The organism is Pseudomonas sp. CFBP 8770 (assembly GCF_014841705.1).
Taxonomy (GTDB): Bacteria; Pseudomonadota; Gammaproteobacteria; order Pseudomonadales; family Pseudomonadaceae; genus Aquipseudomonas.
Window position 1 is genome coordinate 339,030 of sequence record NZ_JACYUL010000007.1, and the last position, 17,792, is coordinate 356,821.

Here is a 17,792-nt window from a genome sequence, read left to right on the forward strand (position 1 = left end):
CCCATGTCCACCCCGCAAAAACCCACCCTGCACCCGCGCAACCGCCACCAGGGCCGCTACGACTTCCCGCAGCTGATCAAGGCCCACCCGGACCTCGCCCGCTTCGTCATCCTTAACCCGTACGGCAAGCAAAGCATCGACTTCGCCGACCCGGCGGCGGTGAAGGTATTCAACCGGGCCCTGCTCGGAGCGTTGTACGGCATCCGCCACTGGGATATCCCGGACGGCTACCTGTGCCCCCCCATCCCGGGGCGCGCCGACTATCTGCACCGCCTGGCGGACCTGCTGGCCGAATGCAACGGCGCAGAGATTCCCAGAGGCACTGCGGTCAAGGCACTGGATGTAGGTGTGGGCGCCAACTGCATCTATCCATTGCTGGGGCACAGCGACTATCGCTGGCAGTTCGTGGGGTCCGACATAGATCCGGTGGCGTTGGCCTCGGCCAGTACCATCGTAAAGGCCAACAAGCTGGGCAAGGCCATCACCCTGCGCCTGCAGGCCCATCCACGGCAGATTCTGCAGGGGCTGATAGGCGCCGAGGAACGGTTCGCCGTGACCCTGTGCAACCCACCGTTCCATGCTTCGCTGGAGGAAGCGACGCGTGGCAGCCAGCGCAAGTGGCGTGCACTGGGCAAGGCCGATCCCAAGCGCAAGCTGCCGGTGCTGAACTTCGGTGGGCAGAACAACGAGCTGTGGTGTGAAGGGGGCGAGATTCGCTTCGTGACCCAGTTGATCAACGAAAGCGTAGCGCTGGGCAAGCAGGTGCTGTGGTTTTCTACGCTGGTGTCCAAGGCTTCCAACCTGGCGGCCATCCAGACGACCCTGAGCAAGGTCCAGGCGGCCCAGGTGCGGGTGGTGGAAATGGGTCAGGGCCAGAAGCAAAGCCGCTTCGTCGCCTGGACCTTTCAGCCCGAGCAGGCACGCAATACTTGGTTCAGCTCACTACAAACCTCGTAGGAGCGGTCATCGGCCGCGAAACAAGCGCTGCGGTGTATCAGGCGTACCGCGGCGCGCCCCTCGCGGGCAGAGCTTGCTCCCACAGGGTCGGGTACATTTCGCGAGCATAAAAAAACCGCGCCCGGGTTGACCCGCGGCACGGTTCGTCGAGCCGTTACAATTACTTGTTGACGGAATCGGTCAGCACTTTGGCTGGGACGAACTTGACGACTTTCTTGGCAGCGATTTCGATGGCAGCGCCGGTCGAAGGGTTACGGCCGGTACGGGCAGGACGCTCGGTGATCTTCAGCTTGCCGATACCAGGCAAGGTGATCTCGTTGCCATTTTCCAATTGATCGGCAACGATCTGGCCCAGCTGCTCGATAGCGTTGCGCGCGGTGGTTTTCGGCGCGTCGATAGCTTCAGCGATATCGGCGATCAGTTGGTCTTTGGTTAATGCCATGGTGGTGTACCTTCCCTATCAAATTCAATTGGATTGCAAAGTGCAGCGTAAGTCGGAGCCGGGCGTGCGACGTCCGCCGGGGCTCACGTTTCGGTCATGCCAATCGCCATTGTAGATACCCAGAATGGCGTTTGGTTCGACTCGAAAGCCGCTCTCTGCGGGGCTTCACGGCCTTGTGGGCCGCAAGACCGGGCAAAACTAGCACAGAGCCAGACAAATATCCGCCACTAGCGGGCCTTTTATTCAGCTTTATCATGGGTTTGGCCGAAAAGTAGACGATTTCGTCGTTTCAGCGCACGCACCCGTCACCAGCAATCCGTAAAACCCCTATCTACGTTACACTTCGCCCCTTTGCCGCACGGCTCGCCACGTCCACCGTGCCCGTCAAACAGACCAGCCGAGAAGCCCATGCCGATCCGTCACTGCATCGTCCACTTGATCGACAAGAAACCCGACGGCACCCCCGCCGTGCTTCACGCGCGCGACAGCGAACTGGCCGAGTCCAGCGCCATCGAGTATCTGCTTGCCGACCTCAATGAAAGCTACAACGCCAAGCAGGGCAAGGCCTGGGGCTTCTTCCATGCCGAGTCCGGGGCGCACCCCTTCAGTGGCTGGCTCAAGGACTATCTGGACGAGGGTCGCGACTTCACCCAGTTCAGCCGCACGGCCGTCGAGCATTTGCAGAAACTGATGGAAGAATCGAATCTGTCCACCGGTGGGCACGTCCTGTTCGCGCACTACCAGCAGGGCATGACGGATTACCTGGCCATCGCCCTGCTGCACCACAGCGAAGGCGTGGCGGTGACCTCCGAGCTCGACGTGACCCCGTCGCGGCATCTGGACCTGGGGCAGTTGCACCTGGCGGCCCGCATCAATCTGTCGGAGTGGCAGAACAACAAGCAGTCCAAGCAGTACATCTCGTTCATCAAGGGCAAGAACGGCAAGAAGGTCTCGGAGTATTTCCGCGACTTCATCGGCTGTCAGGAGGGCGTGGACGGTCCGGGCGAAACGCGGACATTGCTCAAGGCCTTCAGCGACTTCGTCGAAAGCGAGGATCTGCCCGAAGAGTCCGCACGGGAAAAAACCCAGACCTTGGTGGACTACGCCACCAGCCAGAGCAAGATGGGCGAGCCGGTGACGTTGAAGGAGCTGTCCGGGCTGATAGATGAAGACCGCCCGCAGGCGTTCTACGACCATATTCGCAACAAGGATTACGGTTTGTCGCCAGAGATCCCGGCGGACAAGCGCACCCTCAACCAGTTTCGCCGCTTCACCGGACGTGCCGAGGGGTTGTCGATCAGTTTCGAAGCCCATTTGCTCGGCTCCAAGATCGAATACGATGAAGAGGCCGGCACCTTGATCATCAAGGGCCTGCCCTCCCAACTGACCGACCAGCTCAAACGTCGCAAGGATTGAGCTGAGCCCACAGAGGTTCGCATCCACCCGCAGGAGCGGTCCTCGGCCGCGAAGCGGGCAGAGGGTTCAACCGCCCGCCCCGCTCCCACAGCAGGCCCATGCGCGTGCTGGGCATTCCGTGGGAGCGGTCAGCGCCCGCGAAGCAGGCGCCGCGGTGTATCGCGCTGAACGTAAGCCCGTTACTGCTTCGCGAGCGCAAAACCCACCCGCGGGAAATGCACATGCACCACGCCGGCGCGCTCGTCTTCGCGCCTGATGATCAATTCCTCGGCCCCGGCAAACAACAACTCTCCCCGCACGGGATCGACGCCATAGTCCACTGCCGCGACGCTTACCTGATCACCAGCCTTGAACCCGTTGATATCTTCGAACCCCTCGTCCGGCAAAGCCGCCGGAGTAGCAGCCTTGGCTATCGCCAGCGCCTCATCGGCACTCAGGTCGCTGTAGGTACCATGGCCAAAGCCCAGCACGCGGCCCAGCCAGGCATGAATGGCGGGATAGATATCCACCAGCGGTGCAGTGACCGGCGTTCCCTTGAGAAACCACAACAGGTGGGCCAGGGAGAAATCTGCCAGGGTAGGTTCGCCAAACAGGTAGTCGCCTTCTGCGTCCTGCAGCTGCTGTTCCAGGCGCGCCATGAACGTCGGCCACTGATGCTTGGCCTGCTCCACCGATAAGCGAGTAGCCGTACCACCCTGGAACAGCGCCATGCGATCGGCGATGAATGCCTTGGCGGCGTCTTCCGGCAGGCGCGCCAGACGGGCACTGATGGACTCGGGTTGAAACACCAGGCTGACCGCGTGCTGGAACAGCACCGAATCGGCCCAGGCGGCGAAAGTGGCGACAGTCAGTTGCTGACCTTGGGGCAACAGCGATGGAAAGGCTTTTTCCTGGTCCAGACGGCGAGCGATCAGGGCCGTGTCGCAATACACATCGGCGCCTATCTGCAACACCGGGGTCTTGCGGTAGCCACCGGTCAACGCCGTCAGGTCAGGTTTGGGCATGATCGGCGAGATCAACACCGAGCGCCACGCGAGCCCTTTGAAGCCGAGCATCAGGCGGGCCTTCTCGGCGAACGGCGAGGTCGGATAGTGATGCAGGATCAACTCGGACATATCGGCTCCAGCAGGATGGGGAAAGCTCACAGCTTACTCGCCCGCGCGCAGAGCACATACCCCTGTAGCAGCGGCGCAAGCCGCGTCGGCGGTGTGCGTGATGTGCCTGAATCAACGCGGTGCCACCGGACGCGGCTCGCGCCGCTGCTACAGGGGGCGGAAAGACGCTACCAAGCGTTCCTTGGCAACTTTGCGCAGGCCCTTGATCAGCCGCTCGTGGCGCAGCGCTTCACCCTTGCTGGGCCAGGTTTCGTAGTACACCAGCGCCACTGCCGGGCTGGAGAGAAAAAAACGCGCGCCCTTGCCGCTCTGATGCTTGGCGAAGCGTCGGTGTGGATCGTCGCTGATGCCGCAGTAGAGCGAGCCATTCGCCGCGCGGACCAAGTAGACATACCAGGGTTTGGGTGGCGTGATGTCGGTCATTGATTCAGCAGCGCTTGTCTGCAAACCCGCGGCATCATTCCACCTTCGTCGCCACCGCACGCACATGCAGCGTACGCCCGGCCCCCATACCCGCTGCCGTGGCAGCGATGCCAATCACGGCAAACACCCAGCCCACTGCGCTCCAGCCGCCCGTCATGTCGTGCACCAGTCCTACCGCGAAGGGTCCCATCGAGGCGATGGTGTAGCCCACACCCTGGGCCATGCTAGACAAGTTGGCCGCAACATGGGCGTCTCGTGAACGCAGCACGATCAAGGTCAGCGCCAGCGCGAACACACCGCCCTGCCCCAGCCCAAGCACGATTGCCCAGCCCCACATCCCGCTCAACGGTGCATAGAGCAGGCCAAACAAACCGGCCAGGCTCAGTGCCATCACCGCAAGAATCGGCAGCCGCTGATCACGACCGCGGGTGGCCAGCCATGGCACGGTCAGCGCGCTGGGCAGTTGCACGATGATCGAGAACGACATGACCAATCCTGCCTCGGCGGCAGACAAGCCCCGGCCGATCAGGATCGACGGCAGCCAGCCAAAGACAATGTAGGCCAGCGACGACTGCAAGCCCATGAACAGCGTGACCTGCCAGGCCAGGGGGTCGCGGAACAGCCCGCTGACCCGATAGCGAGCGCGCTGCATACCATGTTTCTGCCGCGTCTGCGGAAGCCAGAACACCGCAGCCAACAGGGCAGGCACCATCCAGAACGCCAGGCCGATGCGCCAATTGTCATCGAAATACTGACTGAGGGGAACGCTGGAACCGGCGGCCAGTGCAGCTCCCAGACACAATGCCATGGTGTAGACACCGGTCATCGTGCCGGCCTGTCGAGCGAAGTCACGCTTGACGATGCCGGGCAGCAGCACACCGATGATCCCGATACTGCCACCGGCCACCAGGCTGCCGATGAACAGGCCCCAGACGCCCAACTGGCTGCGCAGTGCGATGCCGGCTGCCAGCACGAGCAACACACCCAAGACCACGCGCTCGCTGTCGAAACGTCGAGCCAGCAGCGGTGCCAAGGGCGCGAACAGACCCAGGCAAAGAACCGGAAGCGTGGTCAGCAGGCCGGCCGTCGAGCCGCTCAGGCCAAGGCTGGCAGAGACCTGTGCAAGCAGCGGCGCCATGCTCGATAAGGCCGGACGCAGGTTGAGCGCCACCAGCACCAGGCCAAGGATCAGCAACCAGGGTTTATGCAGCGGCGTGACGATATCGCGACTCGAAGGGGTACAGTTGGCAGTAGGCATAAAGGTCCAGAAACGAAGGTGCGGACCATTGCCAGGACGGGAATGCCTGATGGTCTCTTGAATACGGCTTTGAACGAGGAAGCGTAGAGCGTATTGCCAGCAATGGCAAATACCTAGCCAGCAGGGTGCACTCTGGACCGCAGCGCGCCCTTCGCGGCCACGGACCGCTCCCACTGGTAACCGCGCAACCCGTAGGAGCGGTCATCGGCCGCGAAGCAGGCGCCGCGGTGTGTCAGGCCAGTGACGAAAAAACCCGGGCACAGGCCCGGGTTTTTCGTGTGCCGCAAACGGCAATCAGTGCAGGATCTGGCTCAGGAACATCCGTGTCCGGTCGCTCTGCGGGTTGTCGAAGAAGTCGTTCGGCGCGGCCTGTTCGACGATCTCGCCCTTGTCCATGAAGATCACCCGGTTCGCCACGGTGCGGGCGAAGCCCATTTCGTGAGTGACGCAGAGCATGGTCATGCCGTCTTCGGCCAGGCCGATCATGGTGTCGAGTACTTCCTTGACCATTTCCGGATCGAGCGCCGACGTCGGTTCGTCGAACAGCATGATCTTGGGCTTCATGCACAACGCCCGCGCAATGGCCACACGCTGTTGCTGGCCACCGGACAACTGACCGGGAAACTTGTGCGCCTGTTCTGGAATGCGCACGCGCTCCAGGTAATGCATGGCGATTTCCTCGGCCTGGCGCTTGGGCATCTTGCGCACCCACATCGGCGCCAGCGTGCAGTTCTGCAGGATGGTCAGATGAGGAAACAGGTTGAAGTGCTGGAACACCATGCCCACTTCACGACGTACCGTTTCGATCTGCTTGAGATCGTTGGTCAGCTCCACACCGTCGACGATGATGGTGCCCTTCTGATGCTCTTCCAGGCGGTTCAGGCAACGGATGGTGGTCGACTTGCCTGAGCCCGACGGCCCGCACAGGACGATACGCTCGCCCTGGGCCACGTTCAGGTTGATGTCCTTGAGCACGTGGAACTGGCCGTACCACTTGTTCACGCCTTGCATCTGGATGATGCCCGGTGCGCCCGCCGGTTTCTTGATCGCTTCACTCATGATTAAGCTCCTAACGCTTGTGGCCAGTGTCCAGCTTGCGCTCCAGATGCATGGAGTAGCGGGACATACCGAAACAGAAGATCCAGAACACCAGGGCCGCGAACACGTAGCCCTCCGTTGCCATGCCCAGCCATGCCGGGTCGGCTGCCGCCTGCTTGACGCTGTTGAGCAGGTCGAACAGGCCGATGATGATCACCAGGCTGGTGTCCTTGAACAATGCAATGAAGGTGTTGACGATGCCGGGGATCACCATTTTCAGGGCCTGTGGCAGGATCACCAGGCCCATGCTGCGCCAGTAGCCCAGCGCCATGGCAGAGGCCGCCTCGTACTGCCCCTTGGGAATCGCCTGCATGCCACCGCGCACCACTTCCGCCACATAGGCGGACTGGAACAGGATCACGCCGATCAGCGCGCGCAGCAGCTTGTCGAAGTTCATGCCTTCAGGCAGGAACAGCGGCAGCATCACCGAGGACATGAACAGCACGGTGATCAGCGGCACGCCACGCCAGAACTCGATGAAGGTCACGCAGACCACCTTCACCGCTGGCATTTTCGAACGCCGGCCCAACGCCAGCAGGATCCCCAGCGGCAAGGCGCCAGCGATGCCCACGGTGGCGATCACCAGGGTCAGCATCAGGCCGCCCCATTGGCTGGTTGCCACGTTCGGCATGCCGAACGCGCCGCCATGCAGCAGGAAGTAGGCGATGACCGGGTACAGCACCAGAAAGCCGATGCCATAGACCGCCTTGCGCTTGAACCGTGACATGAACAGCGGCGCCACACCCAGCACTGCCAGCCACACGGTCAGGTCGACGCGCCAGCGCAGCTCGGGCGGGTAATAGCCGTACATGAACTGGCCGAAACGCTGCTGGATGAACACCCAGCAGGCGCCTTCCTTGGTGCAGTCGGCACGGGTGGTGCCGACCCAGTTCGCGTCGAAGATCGACCAGCTCAACAGTGGCGGAACGATCAGCCAGATCAGGTACAGCGAGAGCAGGGTCAACAGGGTGTTGAGCCAGCTGGAGAACAGGTTCCGGCGCATCCACGCGACAGGTCCGAAGACTTTGCTGGGTGGCGGCTGGTCGGGTTTGAAAATATGGGTCGTCATGCGCTCATCCTCACCGTTCGACCAGCGCAATGCGCTTGTTGTACCAGTTCATCAGCAGGGAAATGCTGATACTGATTGCCAGGTACACGCTCATGGTGATGGCAATGACTTCGATCGCCTGCCCGGTCTGGTTGAGCACGGTACCGGCGAACAGCGAAACCATTTCCGGGTAACCGATACCGGCGGCCAGGGAAGAGTTCTTCGCCAGGTTCAGGTATTGGCTGGTCAGTGGCGGAATGATCACGCGCAGGGCCTGCGGGATGATCACCTTGCGCAAGGTGGGGCCATTGCGCAGCCCCAGCGAGTGAGCCGCTTCGGTCTGGCCGTGGCTGACCGACTTGATGCCCGAGCGCACGATCTCGGCGATGAACGCCGCGGTGTACACGGTCAACGCCAGGGTCAAGGCCAGCAGTTCCGGGATCAGTACCCAGCCACCGACGAAGTTGAAGCCCTTGAGCTCGGGTTTTTCCCAATGCACCGGCGTGCCGAAGATCAGTGCGCACAGGGCCGGCAATACGATGATGATCGCCAGGCCCACCCAGAACTTGTGGAACGGCTGGCCGGTGGCCTCGAAGCGCTTGGTGGCCCACTTGGACATCAGCACGACGCCGATAATGGCCGCCACCACGCTGATCGCGAATGGCCAGAAGCCTGGCGCGGCCAGCGCGGCCGGCATGTTCAGGCCGCGGCTGCTGACGTAGAAGCTGTCCATGAAGCCATGCGCCGCGCGCGGACCCGGCAGGGTCAGGAACACCGCGAAATACCAGAACAGGATCTGCAGCAGCGGCGGGATGTTGCGGAACACCTCGATGTAGACAGTCGCCAGCTTGTTGATCATGAAGTTGGGCGACAGTCGCGCCACACCGATCACGAAGCCCAGCACGGTCGCCAGGATGATGCCGATGATCGACACCAGCAAGGTATTGAGCAGGCCGATCAGGAACACGCGCGCGTAGCTGTCCGACTCGGTGTAGTCGATCAGGTGTTGGGCAATGCCGAAGCCGGCACTGCGTTCAAGGAAGTCGAAGCCGGAAGTGATGCCCCGGTGTTGCAGGTTGGTCTGTGTGTTGTCGAACAGAAACCAGCCCATACCGACCACCGCCACAATGGTGATGATCTGGAAAAGCCACGCACGCACACGTGGATCAGTCAGGGATAACCCCTGCTTGGGTGCGCCGATTTGATTTTGCATGGAAAGCCCCAGGAGAGATGGAGAACAGCGCCCGACGGCAACGTGCCGTCAGGCGCCGGGCCGATCAGCGCACCGGAGGTGCGTACTGGATACCGCCAGCGTTCCAGAGAGCGTTCTGGCCACGGTCGATCTTCAGCGGGGTGTTCGCGCCCAGGTTGCGCTCGAACATCTCGCCGTAGTTGCCGACCTGCTTGACGATCTGCACGACCCAATCCTTCGGCAGTTTCAGGTCCTTGCCGTATTCGCCATCGGCGCCCAGCAAGCGTGCCACGTCAGGGTTCTTGGTGGCCTTGGCCTCGGCTTCGACGTTCTTCGAAGTCACGCCTGCCTCTTCAGCGTTGAGCTGGGCGAACAGGGTCCACTTGACGATCGCCAGCCAGTCTTCATCACCGCGGCGTACCACTGGGCCGAGCGGCTCTTTGGAGATGGTTTCCGGCAGCACGACGTAGTCGTTCGGCGCGGCCAGCTTGCTGCGCTGGGCGAACAGCTGCGACTTGTCGGAGGTCAGCACGTCGCAACGACCGCCTTCCAGGGACTTGGCGCTTTCGTCGGAGGTGTCGAAGGTGATCGGGGTGTACTTCAGGCCGTTGCCACGGAAGTAGTCGGACACGTTCAGCTCAGTGGTGGTACCGGCCTGGATGCAGATGGTGGCGCCATCCAGTTCCTTGGCGCTCTTCACGCCGAGCTTGTTGTTCACCAGGAAGCCGATGCCGTCATAGTAGGTAACGCCGGCGAAGACCATGCCCATGCCTGCATCACGGGAGCTGGTCCAGGTGGTGTTACGCGACAGAATGTCGATTTCGCCGGACTGCAGCGCGGTGAAGCGCTCCTTGGCGTTGAGCTGGCTGAACTTGACCTTGGTGGCGTCGCCGAACACTGCAGCGGCGACTGCGCGGCAGACATCGGCGTCGATGCCGATGATCTTGCCCGAAGAATCAGGAACGGAGAAACCAGGCAGGCCGTCGGAGACGCCGCACTGTACGAAACCTTTCTTCTGGATGGCGTCCAGAGTGGCACCCGCCTGAGCGAAGCTGCTTACGCCCAGGACGGTCGCAGCGGTCAGTACTGCCAGGGTGGATTTCAACATCTTCATTCAAAACCTCCAGTTGCTCTTGTTGTGTCCGAGCTTGAATTGCGCTGCACCTTAATGAGGCGGTTTCGACCCGTGTTGGCTAGTTGTTGGGTCAAGCATCAATCGCAATACAAGTGATGAACCCGACCGACCGAATGGCACGACCGGGATATGCAACGCTTGCCCCCGCTCCCCGCAAGGTTCGACGCAGTGGTCTGCGGCGTCTCTGGTGACCATCGGCAAATTTTTCCGCATCGCCGCTGACTGCTCTGCGTCAGTCCATAACGGTTCTATAGTGTTACCGTCGATGACGATGCTGGTATTACGCCAGTAACATAGCAAGCGCCGTACCATAGTGGCCGGCGAGCGCGTTTAAATGCGCGTCAATAGAAAAACTTGTAGCCTTGCGACATCTTCTTCAAAGATCGCACCATCGCGCCTCGTTGCACTGCACTCAAACAGAGCGGGCGCCCCACAACGGAGCAACCATGACCGACCCCTTGATCATCGAACCCGACAACAGCGTCGACGCCTGTGTCATCTGGCTGCATGGCCTGGGCGCTGACCGCTATGACTTCCTGCCCGTGGCGGAAGCCTTGCAGCAACGGCTGCGGGGAACGCGTTTCGTACTGCCGCAGGCGCCCACCCGCGCCGTGACGATCAATGGCGGCTACGCCATGACCAGCTGGTACAACATCATTGCCATGAGTCCGGCACGGGCCATCGACCAAAACCAGCTGGAGGCGTCTGCGCAGATGCTTTGCGGGCTGATCGAGGAGCAGCAGGCGAGCGGCATCCCGCCGGAAAGGATCTTCATTGCAGGTTTTTCCCAGGGGGGCGCGGTGGCATTGCATACGGCCTATATCACTTGGCAAGGTCCGCTTGGGGGAGTACTGGCGCTGTCGACCTATGCACCCACCTTCGACGATCAGATCGAACTGGCTGCCAGTCAGCAACGCACTCCGGCACTGTGCCTGCATGGACAGAATGACGAAGTCGTGATCAACGCCATGGGCCGCAGCGCTTATGAATACCTCAAACGCTGGGGCGTTGACGCAGCGTGGCAGGAATACCCCATGGGTCACCAAGTGTTACCGCAGGAGATCGCCGACATCGGCGACTGGCTGGCCGAACGGTTGCACTGACACCTGGCCCATCCGTGGGAGCGGCCTGTGGCCGCGAAGCAGACGCCGCGGGGTGTCCGGCCAACCGCAGCGCGCCCTTCGCGGCCACGGACCGCTCCCACATAGGTTCGCGGTCGACTCGTAGGAGCGGTCATCGGCCGCGAAGCAGACGCTGCGCAGTACCAGCCACACAGCGGTCACCGCACGCCCCCACCACTCTTCTATCGTCGTGCTCGATTCTTGCATTACACTGCCTGACGTTCATTCCTCAACCAATCGATGAGAAGCCTGTGCTCAAAGCACTCAAGAAGATGTTCGGCAAAAGCGAGGCGCAACCCCTTGCAGCCGACACTGGCGCCACCCGCGTCCTACCCGTCGACACCCACGAATCGGCCCAGCCGGTGGTCGCTGCGCCAGCCCCCAGCGTCAGCCCCGAACCCGAAACACCCGCACCGGCTGTGATCGCCGCTGAAAAGCCTGCGCGTGCCCGCCTGCCCAAGCCCGTCGCTCCCGCCTGGAGCCGTGCCGATTTTCAGGTCGAGGCGCAGGAAGGCAAGACACGCTTCCACGATTTCGCGCTCACCGACGAGCTGATGCACGCCATCCACGACTTGGGATTTCCGTACTGCACACCGATCCAGGCCCAGGTGCTGGGCTACACGCTCAAAGGCCGCGACGCCATCGGCCGCGCGCAGACCGGCACCGGCAAGACCGCGGCCTTCCTCGTGTCGATCATCTCCCAGCTGCAGCAGACCCCTCCTCCCAAGGAGCGCTTCATGGGCGAGCCGCGCGCGCTGATCATCGCGCCGACCCGTGAGTTGGTGGTGCAGATTGCCAAGGATGCCGCAGGGCTGACCAAGTACACCGGCCTGAACGTGATGACGTTCGTCGGCGGCATGGATTTCGACAAGCAGCTCAAGCAGCTCGAAGCACGCCATTGCGACATTCTGGTTGCCACCCCCGGCCGCCTGCTGGACTTCAACCAGCGCGGCGAAGTGCATCTGGACATGGTCGAGGTGATGGTGCTCGATGAAGCCGACCGCATGCTCGACATGGGCTTCATCCCCCAGGTGCGGCAGATCATTCGCCAGACGCCGCCCAAGCAGGAACGCCAGACCTTGCTGTTCTCCGCCACCTTCACCGCTGACGTGATGAACCTCGCCCAGCAGTGGACCACCGACCCGGCCATTGTCGAGATCGAACCGGAAAACGTGGCCAGCGAGACCGTCGAGCAACATGTGTATGCAGTGGCCGGCAGCGACAAATACAAACTGCTCTACAACCTGGTCACCAGCAACGACTGGGAGCGCGTCATCGTGTTTGCCAACCGCAAGGACGAGGTGCGCCGCATCGAAGAGCGTCTGGTGCGCGATGGCGTGAATGCCGCACAGCTGTCCGGCGATGTGCCGCAGCACAAGCGCATCAAAACACTGGAGGGCTTTCGCGAGGGCAAGATCCGTGTGCTGGTGGCCACCGATGTGGCAGGCCGCGGGATCCATATCGATGGCATCAGTCATGTGATCAATTTCACCTTGCCCGAAGTGCCGGATGACTACGTTCACCGCATCGGGCGTACCGGTCGAGCCGGCAGCAGCGGTGTGTCGATCAGTTTCGCCGGCGAAGACGACTCCTACCAACTCCCTTCGATCGAGGCGTTGCTGGGTCGCAAGATCAACTTCGAAATGCCGTCGGCCGAGCTGCTGAAACCCGTCGAACGCAAGCACCCCTGACCCCTGCAGGAGCGGTCCGTGGCCGCGAAAGCCGCACCGCGTTCCACCTGCCTCACCGCGCCGCCCTCTTCGCGGCCGATGACCGCTCCCACGGATGGACCCAAGCCCCCTGTAGGAGCGGTCCGTGGCCGCGAAAGCCGCCCCGCGCTTCACCTGCCTCACCGCGCCGCCCTCTTCGCGGCCGATGACCGCTCCCACGGATGTACCCAAGCCCCCTGTAGGAGCGGTCCGTGACCGCGAAAGCCGCACCGCGCTACACCTGCTTCACCGCACCGCCCTCTTCGCGGCCGATGACCGCTCCCACGGATGGACCCAAGCCCCCTGTAGGAGCGGTCCGTGGCCGCGAAAGCCGCCCCGCGCTTCACCTGCCTCACCGCATGGGCGGACCATCACTCCCAGCGCTGCGCTGCTGCCTCGTCGCTCTCGCGCCCCTGCACCCAGCGCGGGCCATCTTCGGTGCTCTCCTTTTTCCAGAACGGCGCCCGGGTCTTGAGATAGTCCATGACGAAATCACACGCCTGGAACGCCGCCTGACGATGGGCGCTGGCCACGCCGACGAACACGATCGGCTCGCCCGGCGCCAACGCGCCCACCCGATGCAGTATCTCGAGCTTGAGCAACGGCCAGCGCTGAGCCGCTTCGAAGACGATCTTGTCCAGGGCTTTTTCGGTCATGCCCGGATAATGCTCCAGCAACATCCCGCGCACTTCCAGCCCGTCGTTGAAATCGCGCACGTAGCCGACGAAGCTCACCACCGCACCCACGCCGGTGTTGGCCTGGTGCAGTGCATTGAGTTCAGCCCCGGGGTCGAACGGCTCGTGCTGCACGCGAACGCTCATTTCAACCTCCGGTCACGGTGGGAAAGAAAGCGACCTCATCGCCATCGAACAGCGGCTCGGTGAGCCCGCACATCTCCTGATTGCGAGCGCACATCAGGCCCTTTTCTCCAAGTACCTCCCGATCGCCACGCAGGATGAGAAATTCGCGCAATGCATCGACACTGGCGAACTCACCCGTGACCACTTCCTCACCGGTGCCCAGCAGTTCGCGGTAGCGAGCGAAATACAGCACGGTGTACTTCATGACACGTCCGCCTTGAAGTGCCCACTCTTGCCGCCCTGCTTCTCCAGCAAGCGCACTTGCTCGATGACCATGCCGCGATCGACCGCCTTGCACATGTCATAGACGGTCAAGGCGGCAACACTGGCGGCCGTCAGCGCCTCCATTTCGACCCCGGTCTGCCCCGCCAGCTTGCAGCGGGCGGTGATCAAGACGCTGTCTTCGCCATCGGCTGCCAACTCGACCTTCACACCGGTCAGCATCAGCGGATGGCACAGGGGAATGAGATCACTGGTTTTCTTCGCCGCCTGAATGCCGGCAATACGCGCCACCGCGAACACATCGCCCTTGGGATGTTCGCCCTCGACGATCATGCGCAAGGTCGCCGGCAGCATGCGAACGCGCGCCTGGGCCACGGCTTCGCGAAAGGTCACGGCCTTTTCGGTGACATCCACCATATGGGCGCGGCCTTGTGAATCGAGATGGGTCAGCACAGCCTTACTCCTGTTCCAGAAGAGGCGATTGTAGCCCCGGAGCCGGTGGGTTGCACAAACCCTGAAGCACCGCTTTGTAGGAAGGATCCTACGAAGTTTGGGAACAGTCTGACTTTTTCATCGACCTGCGCTCGGCACACTCCCTCTCCGCGCCAATCCGGTGGGCCACTGTACTCATGCGGGCTCACCAGGAACGGGGCGCGCACCTGTTGCTTATATGAAACCAAGGAGTTGTAACCCGATGAAACCTTCAATCCTCGCTCTGCCCCTGGCCATGCTGTTCGCCGGAGTGGCCATGGCCGACCAGCGCATCGATCACACCGTCACCGTGACCGCCACCGTACCCACCGACAAATTCATCGTCGAGCCCCTGGGCGGCAACTGGATGAACGAGCCACAAAACATGAGCTTCAAACCCGTGGACGGCACTCTGGAGCCGATTCGCAAACAACTGACCATGAAGAGCACCAGCGGCGCCATCACCGCCAAGTTGATGAACACCCCGACCATGACCAGCGGCACCAACTCGATCGGCCTGAACGTCAAGGTCGGCAGCCAGGCGCTGAGTACCACATCGGAAATCGTCGCCAACGTCGCCGACGCCGCAGCTGGCACCGTGGTCGACTTTCTGGTCACCGCTGGCGGCAAGCCCTCCGCAGGTTATGCACCAGGGGCCTATCAGGGCACGGTGAACCTGGTCTTCGAGACACCTGATCCGGTCTGATCCCTGCTCGTCCCCTTTGTGTCTGGAACGTCACCCTGTTGGTCGCTTGTGCGTCTGGCAGGGTGGCCCTGCCTGCGTGATACCCATGACTAGAAACACCCCATCGGTCTTCACCGGCCCGTTCGCGCTCGGCCTGCTTTCACTGGCGGCCCTGCCACTGCTGGTCGAGGCAGCGAGCCCGGGGCCGGGACGCTTGTCGAGCCAGGCCGAAGGCCTGCCTCGTGAATTCAACGACTATTTCTTCGACGTGCCCCTTGCCGTGCACGTCGATCTCGACGGCCGCCCGCTGGGCGAAGCGCTGATCACTCTGGATCGCCGGGAGCGAGTCCAGTTGATCGAGTTCACCAACAGTGAGGCCTATCAGGCTCACGATCCGCGGCGGCAACGCTGGGCAGAACTTCTTGCCGAGCCTACCGCGCTGGGCGATTGCACCGGCGAGTGTCGTGAAGGACTCGTGGCCTTGCACTACAGCCTTTACGACTCTCGCCTGTCGATCCTGACTCGCACCGCAGAGAGGAGCAGCGCCGACGAGCGTTACTACAGTCTCCCCGACGAGGGCAGCCATGGCTTGATCCTGCGCAACCAGATGAACATTTCCGCCGGACGCCATGAGCAAACCGGCCGCTATGCGCTGCAGGGCCAGGGCAGCCTCGGCGACTGGACGGCGCTGGCGCAACTGCAGGCTGACCGCAGCGAAGACAGCCGCTACGGGACCCGGCACAGGGTCGACCAGCTGTACGCCGAGCGGGTACAGCGTGACCGGTTCTACCGCTTGGGCTACTTCATGCCGGATGCCCAAGGGCTGAGCCGCCAACCACGGTTGCTCGGCGAAAGCCCGGTCACAGCGCTGGGCATCATGTACGGCAGCAGTGACAGCCTTGCCGTCGACAATGCCAAGCCCAGTGCCACGCCTATCTATGTGACGCCCAACCGGCCCGGTGTGGTGGAGATCTATCGCAACGGCGTGCTGATCAACAGCCAGCCCGTTCAGCCAGGGCTGCAAGCGATCGATACCAAAGTGCTGCCCGGCGGCATCTATGATATCGAGGTACGCCTGATCGAGGATGGCCGGACCACGTCGAGCAGCGAAGCGTTCATCTACAAGCCGTCGAACTGGAGCGATCCCGACCGGCCCTGGCGCTACAACCTGTATCTGGGCCAGCGCAGTGCGCTGCTCAGCAACTGGGAAGAAGACAACGATCATTCAGTGAGCGCCGGCGCGCTGTTCAACTACCTCGCCCATGCCCGAGTGGTACTGGGCGGCTCGCTGCAGCGGGTCGATGGCTACAATCAGTACGGCTTGTCGGCCGACTGGGATGCGTTGCAGAGCCTGAAGCTGTACGCCAACCTGTTCCATACCGATCAACACGGTGAAGGCTACGACCTGCAGGCGCTGTGGACTTATCCGATGGGCAACCTGGTGCTCAGCCGCAGCCAGAACTGGCAGCGCTATCCGCGGCTGCGCGGCGAGCGCGAGCCGCAGGCGGCGCAGCAAGTGACGCAGAGTTCGCTGTCCTGGCAGCACCGCCTGAACCAACGCATCAGCACCCATGCCCGCGTCGCCGAGGCCGACGGCCTGTATGGCGGCACTTCGCTGGACCTGGGCCTGGTCTATCACGGCACGCTGATGGGCTCGCAAGCCAACTGGCGCGCCTCGGTGTTCGACCGACCAGGCACCAGCAACACCGCTGGCGCGCGCAACCGCGGCGTCAACTTCACCCTGAGCATGAGCCTGGGCGAGGACGGTCGGCGACTCTCCGCCACCCTGGGCAGCCGCACCGCAGTGGATGGCAGCCGCGACCGCAACGTATCGCTCACCTACCAGCAGGCGCTGGACCACCACACCCTGCGCAACGTCGCCGGTACGCTGAGCGGGGATCGCTACGGCGCGGCCCTGGCCGGCAATGTGCAGTTCCAGAACCGTGCCCTGTACGGCGATGCCTACCTGCAGAACTCTTCCTACGACAATGCCGTCAGTGGCGGCCTCAATCTGGAAAGCACCGTAGCGCTGGGCGCTGGCCAAGTAGCGGTCAGCGGCGACTTCCAGGCATACGAGGCCGGCATGATCGTGGATGTGGAGTCCGACTTCGCTGACCTGCAGCTGCGCGCCGACACCCCGCAAGGGCCCAGTTCGACCCTGCGCCCAGGCCGCAACGTCATCGCCGCGCGCGCCTTCCGGCCCGGCCAGGTGCAGTTGGATTTCCAGCACCACGATGCACCCACCGCAGTGATTCAGCCACCCAGCTTCAGCTACCACCTCAACCGCGGCGCCGTGGATTACCAGAAAATTCGCGTCATGCGCACGGTCACGGTGCTCGGTCGCTTGCTCGATCCCGATGGCAAACCGATCAAGGGCGCCCTGGTCATCAACCATGCCAGCCGCAGCGTCAGTGAAGCCGACGGCTTCTTTGCCGTCGAGATGAGCGAATCCACACCCACCCTGGAAGTGCGTCGCAGCGGCGTGCGCCTGTGCTTCCTGAAACTGGACAGCGGCCATGCCCGGCGCGAGAACCAAGTGTTGATGGTCGGTGACCAGCAGTGCAGTACAGATACCCTGGCCGCGTCCGAGGGCCTTGGGCAAGGAGAAGCAGGATGAACTCAGTTGGATGGTTAACCGTC

Annotated in this window: 17 protein-coding genes; 6 read left to right on the forward strand and 11 right to left on the reverse strand. The window is 62.5% G+C overall.

From position 1 onward, the window contains the following. Positions 1 to 3 precede the first annotated feature (3 nt). Complete coding sequence (gene rlmF, locus IFT98_RS17725) at positions 4 to 957, forward strand: 23S rRNA (adenine(1618)-N(6))-methyltransferase RlmF (protein ID WP_192050482.1); 954 nt, start codon at positions 4 to 6, stop codon at positions 955 to 957. 160 nt (positions 958 to 1,117) lie between these two features. On the opposite strand, the gene IFT98_RS17730 is transcribed toward rlmF, so the two are convergent. Beyond that, positions 1,118 to 1,399 carry an HU family DNA-binding protein gene (locus IFT98_RS17730; RefSeq protein ID WP_122479627.1) on the reverse strand — a complete coding sequence of 94 codons (282 nt, stop codon included), beginning with the start codon at positions 1,397 to 1,399 and terminating at the stop codon, positions 1,118 to 1,120. Between the two features lie 408 nt (positions 1,400 to 1,807). On the opposite strand from IFT98_RS17730, the gene yejK reads away from it, so the two are divergent. After that, a complete protein-coding gene (gene yejK / locus IFT98_RS17735; RefSeq protein WP_192050480.1) occupies positions 1,808 to 2,815 on the forward strand; it encodes a nucleoid-associated protein YejK in 1,008 nt (335 codons plus the stop codon). Positions 2,816 to 2,994: 179 nt separating this feature from the next. On the opposite strand, the gene IFT98_RS17740 is transcribed toward yejK, so the two are convergent. From IFT98_RS17740 to IFT98_RS17770, 7 genes are all read right to left on the reverse strand, one after another. Beyond that, a complete protein-coding gene (locus IFT98_RS17740; protein ID WP_192050478.1) occupies positions 2,995 to 3,930 on the reverse strand; it encodes a glutathione S-transferase family protein in 936 nt (311 codons plus the stop codon). Positions 3,931 to 4,077: 147 nt separating this feature from the next. After that, on the reverse strand, positions 4,078 to 4,353 hold the full coding sequence (locus IFT98_RS17745; protein WP_192050476.1) for a GIY-YIG nuclease family protein: 276 nt from the start codon (positions 4,351 to 4,353) through the stop codon (positions 4,078 to 4,080). A 34-nt stretch (positions 4,354 to 4,387) separates the two neighbouring features. Next, positions 4,388 to 5,611, reverse strand: coding sequence for an MFS transporter (locus IFT98_RS17750; RefSeq protein WP_192050474.1), 1,224 nt, complete (start codon positions 5,609 to 5,611; stop codon positions 4,388 to 4,390). Between the two features lie 294 nt (positions 5,612 to 5,905). Continuing rightward, a complete protein-coding gene (locus IFT98_RS17755) occupies positions 5,906 to 6,670 on the reverse strand; it encodes an amino acid ABC transporter ATP-binding protein (RefSeq protein WP_043186354.1) in 765 nt (254 codons plus the stop codon). A gap of 10 nt (positions 6,671 to 6,680) precedes the next feature. Next, positions 6,681 to 7,778 (reverse strand): amino acid ABC transporter permease, encoded by a 1,098-nt coding sequence (locus tag IFT98_RS17760; RefSeq protein WP_192050472.1) that lies wholly within the window; start codon positions 7,776 to 7,778, stop codon positions 6,681 to 6,683. 10 nt (positions 7,779 to 7,788) lie between these two features. Further along, on the reverse strand, positions 7,789 to 8,970 hold the full coding sequence (locus tag IFT98_RS17765) for an amino acid ABC transporter permease (protein WP_192050470.1): 1,182 nt from the start codon (positions 8,968 to 8,970) through the stop codon (positions 7,789 to 7,791). 64 nt (positions 8,971 to 9,034) lie between these two features. Further along, positions 9,035 to 10,063 (reverse strand): amino acid ABC transporter substrate-binding protein, encoded by a 1,029-nt coding sequence (locus tag IFT98_RS17770; RefSeq protein ID WP_192050468.1) that lies wholly within the window; start codon positions 10,061 to 10,063, stop codon positions 9,035 to 9,037. Positions 10,064 to 10,530: 467 nt separating this feature from the next. Between IFT98_RS17770 and IFT98_RS17775 the strand changes: the two genes are divergently transcribed. Both IFT98_RS17775 and rhlB read left to right on the forward strand, forming a co-directional pair. Beyond that, entirely contained in the window at positions 10,531 to 11,187 is a 657-nt protein-coding gene (locus IFT98_RS17775) for an alpha/beta hydrolase (RefSeq protein WP_192050466.1), read from the forward strand. 269 nt (positions 11,188 to 11,456) lie between these two features. Continuing rightward, positions 11,457 to 12,896: an ATP-dependent RNA helicase RhlB gene (rhlB, locus tag IFT98_RS17780; RefSeq protein WP_192050464.1), complete on the forward strand. Its 1,440-nt coding sequence runs from the start codon at positions 11,457 to 11,459 to the stop codon at positions 12,894 to 12,896. A 389-nt stretch (positions 12,897 to 13,285) separates the two neighbouring features. Here rhlB and moaE read toward each other — a convergent pair whose 3' ends face one another. Genes moaE through moaC form a run of 3 tightly spaced genes read right to left on the reverse strand, consistent with a single transcriptional unit; the run spans position 13,286 to position 14,449 of the window. Next, positions 13,286 to 13,735 carry a molybdopterin synthase catalytic subunit MoaE gene (moaE, locus tag IFT98_RS17785; RefSeq protein ID WP_192050462.1) on the reverse strand — a complete coding sequence of 150 codons (450 nt, stop codon included), beginning with the start codon at positions 13,733 to 13,735 and terminating at the stop codon, positions 13,286 to 13,288. A 1-nt stretch (position 13,736) separates the two neighbouring features. Then, positions 13,737 to 13,979: a MoaD/ThiS family protein gene (locus IFT98_RS17790; protein WP_122796091.1), complete on the reverse strand. Its 243-nt coding sequence runs from the start codon at positions 13,977 to 13,979 to the stop codon at positions 13,737 to 13,739. Then, the gene (moaC, locus tag IFT98_RS17795) at positions 13,976 to 14,449 is read right to left on the reverse strand and encodes a cyclic pyranopterin monophosphate synthase MoaC (RefSeq protein ID WP_192050460.1); all 474 of its coding nucleotides are present in this window, start codon (positions 14,447 to 14,449) and stop codon (positions 13,976 to 13,978) included. Before moaC ends, IFT98_RS17790 begins: the two co-directional genes overlap by 4 nt. Positions 14,450 to 14,690: 241 nt before the next feature. On the opposite strand from moaC, the gene IFT98_RS17800 reads away from it, so the two are divergent. Together IFT98_RS17800 and IFT98_RS17805 are read left to right on the forward strand one after the other, a co-directional pair. Beyond that, a complete protein-coding gene (locus tag IFT98_RS17800; RefSeq protein ID WP_192050458.1) occupies positions 14,691 to 15,173 on the forward strand; it encodes a CS1 type fimbrial major subunit in 483 nt (160 codons plus the stop codon). 85 nt (positions 15,174 to 15,258) lie between these two features. Then, positions 15,259 to 17,769, forward strand: a complete 2,511-nt coding sequence (locus IFT98_RS17805) for a TcfC E-set like domain-containing protein (RefSeq protein WP_192050456.1) — start codon at positions 15,259 to 15,261, stop codon at positions 17,767 to 17,769. Positions 17,770 to 17,792 lie beyond the last annotated feature (23 nt).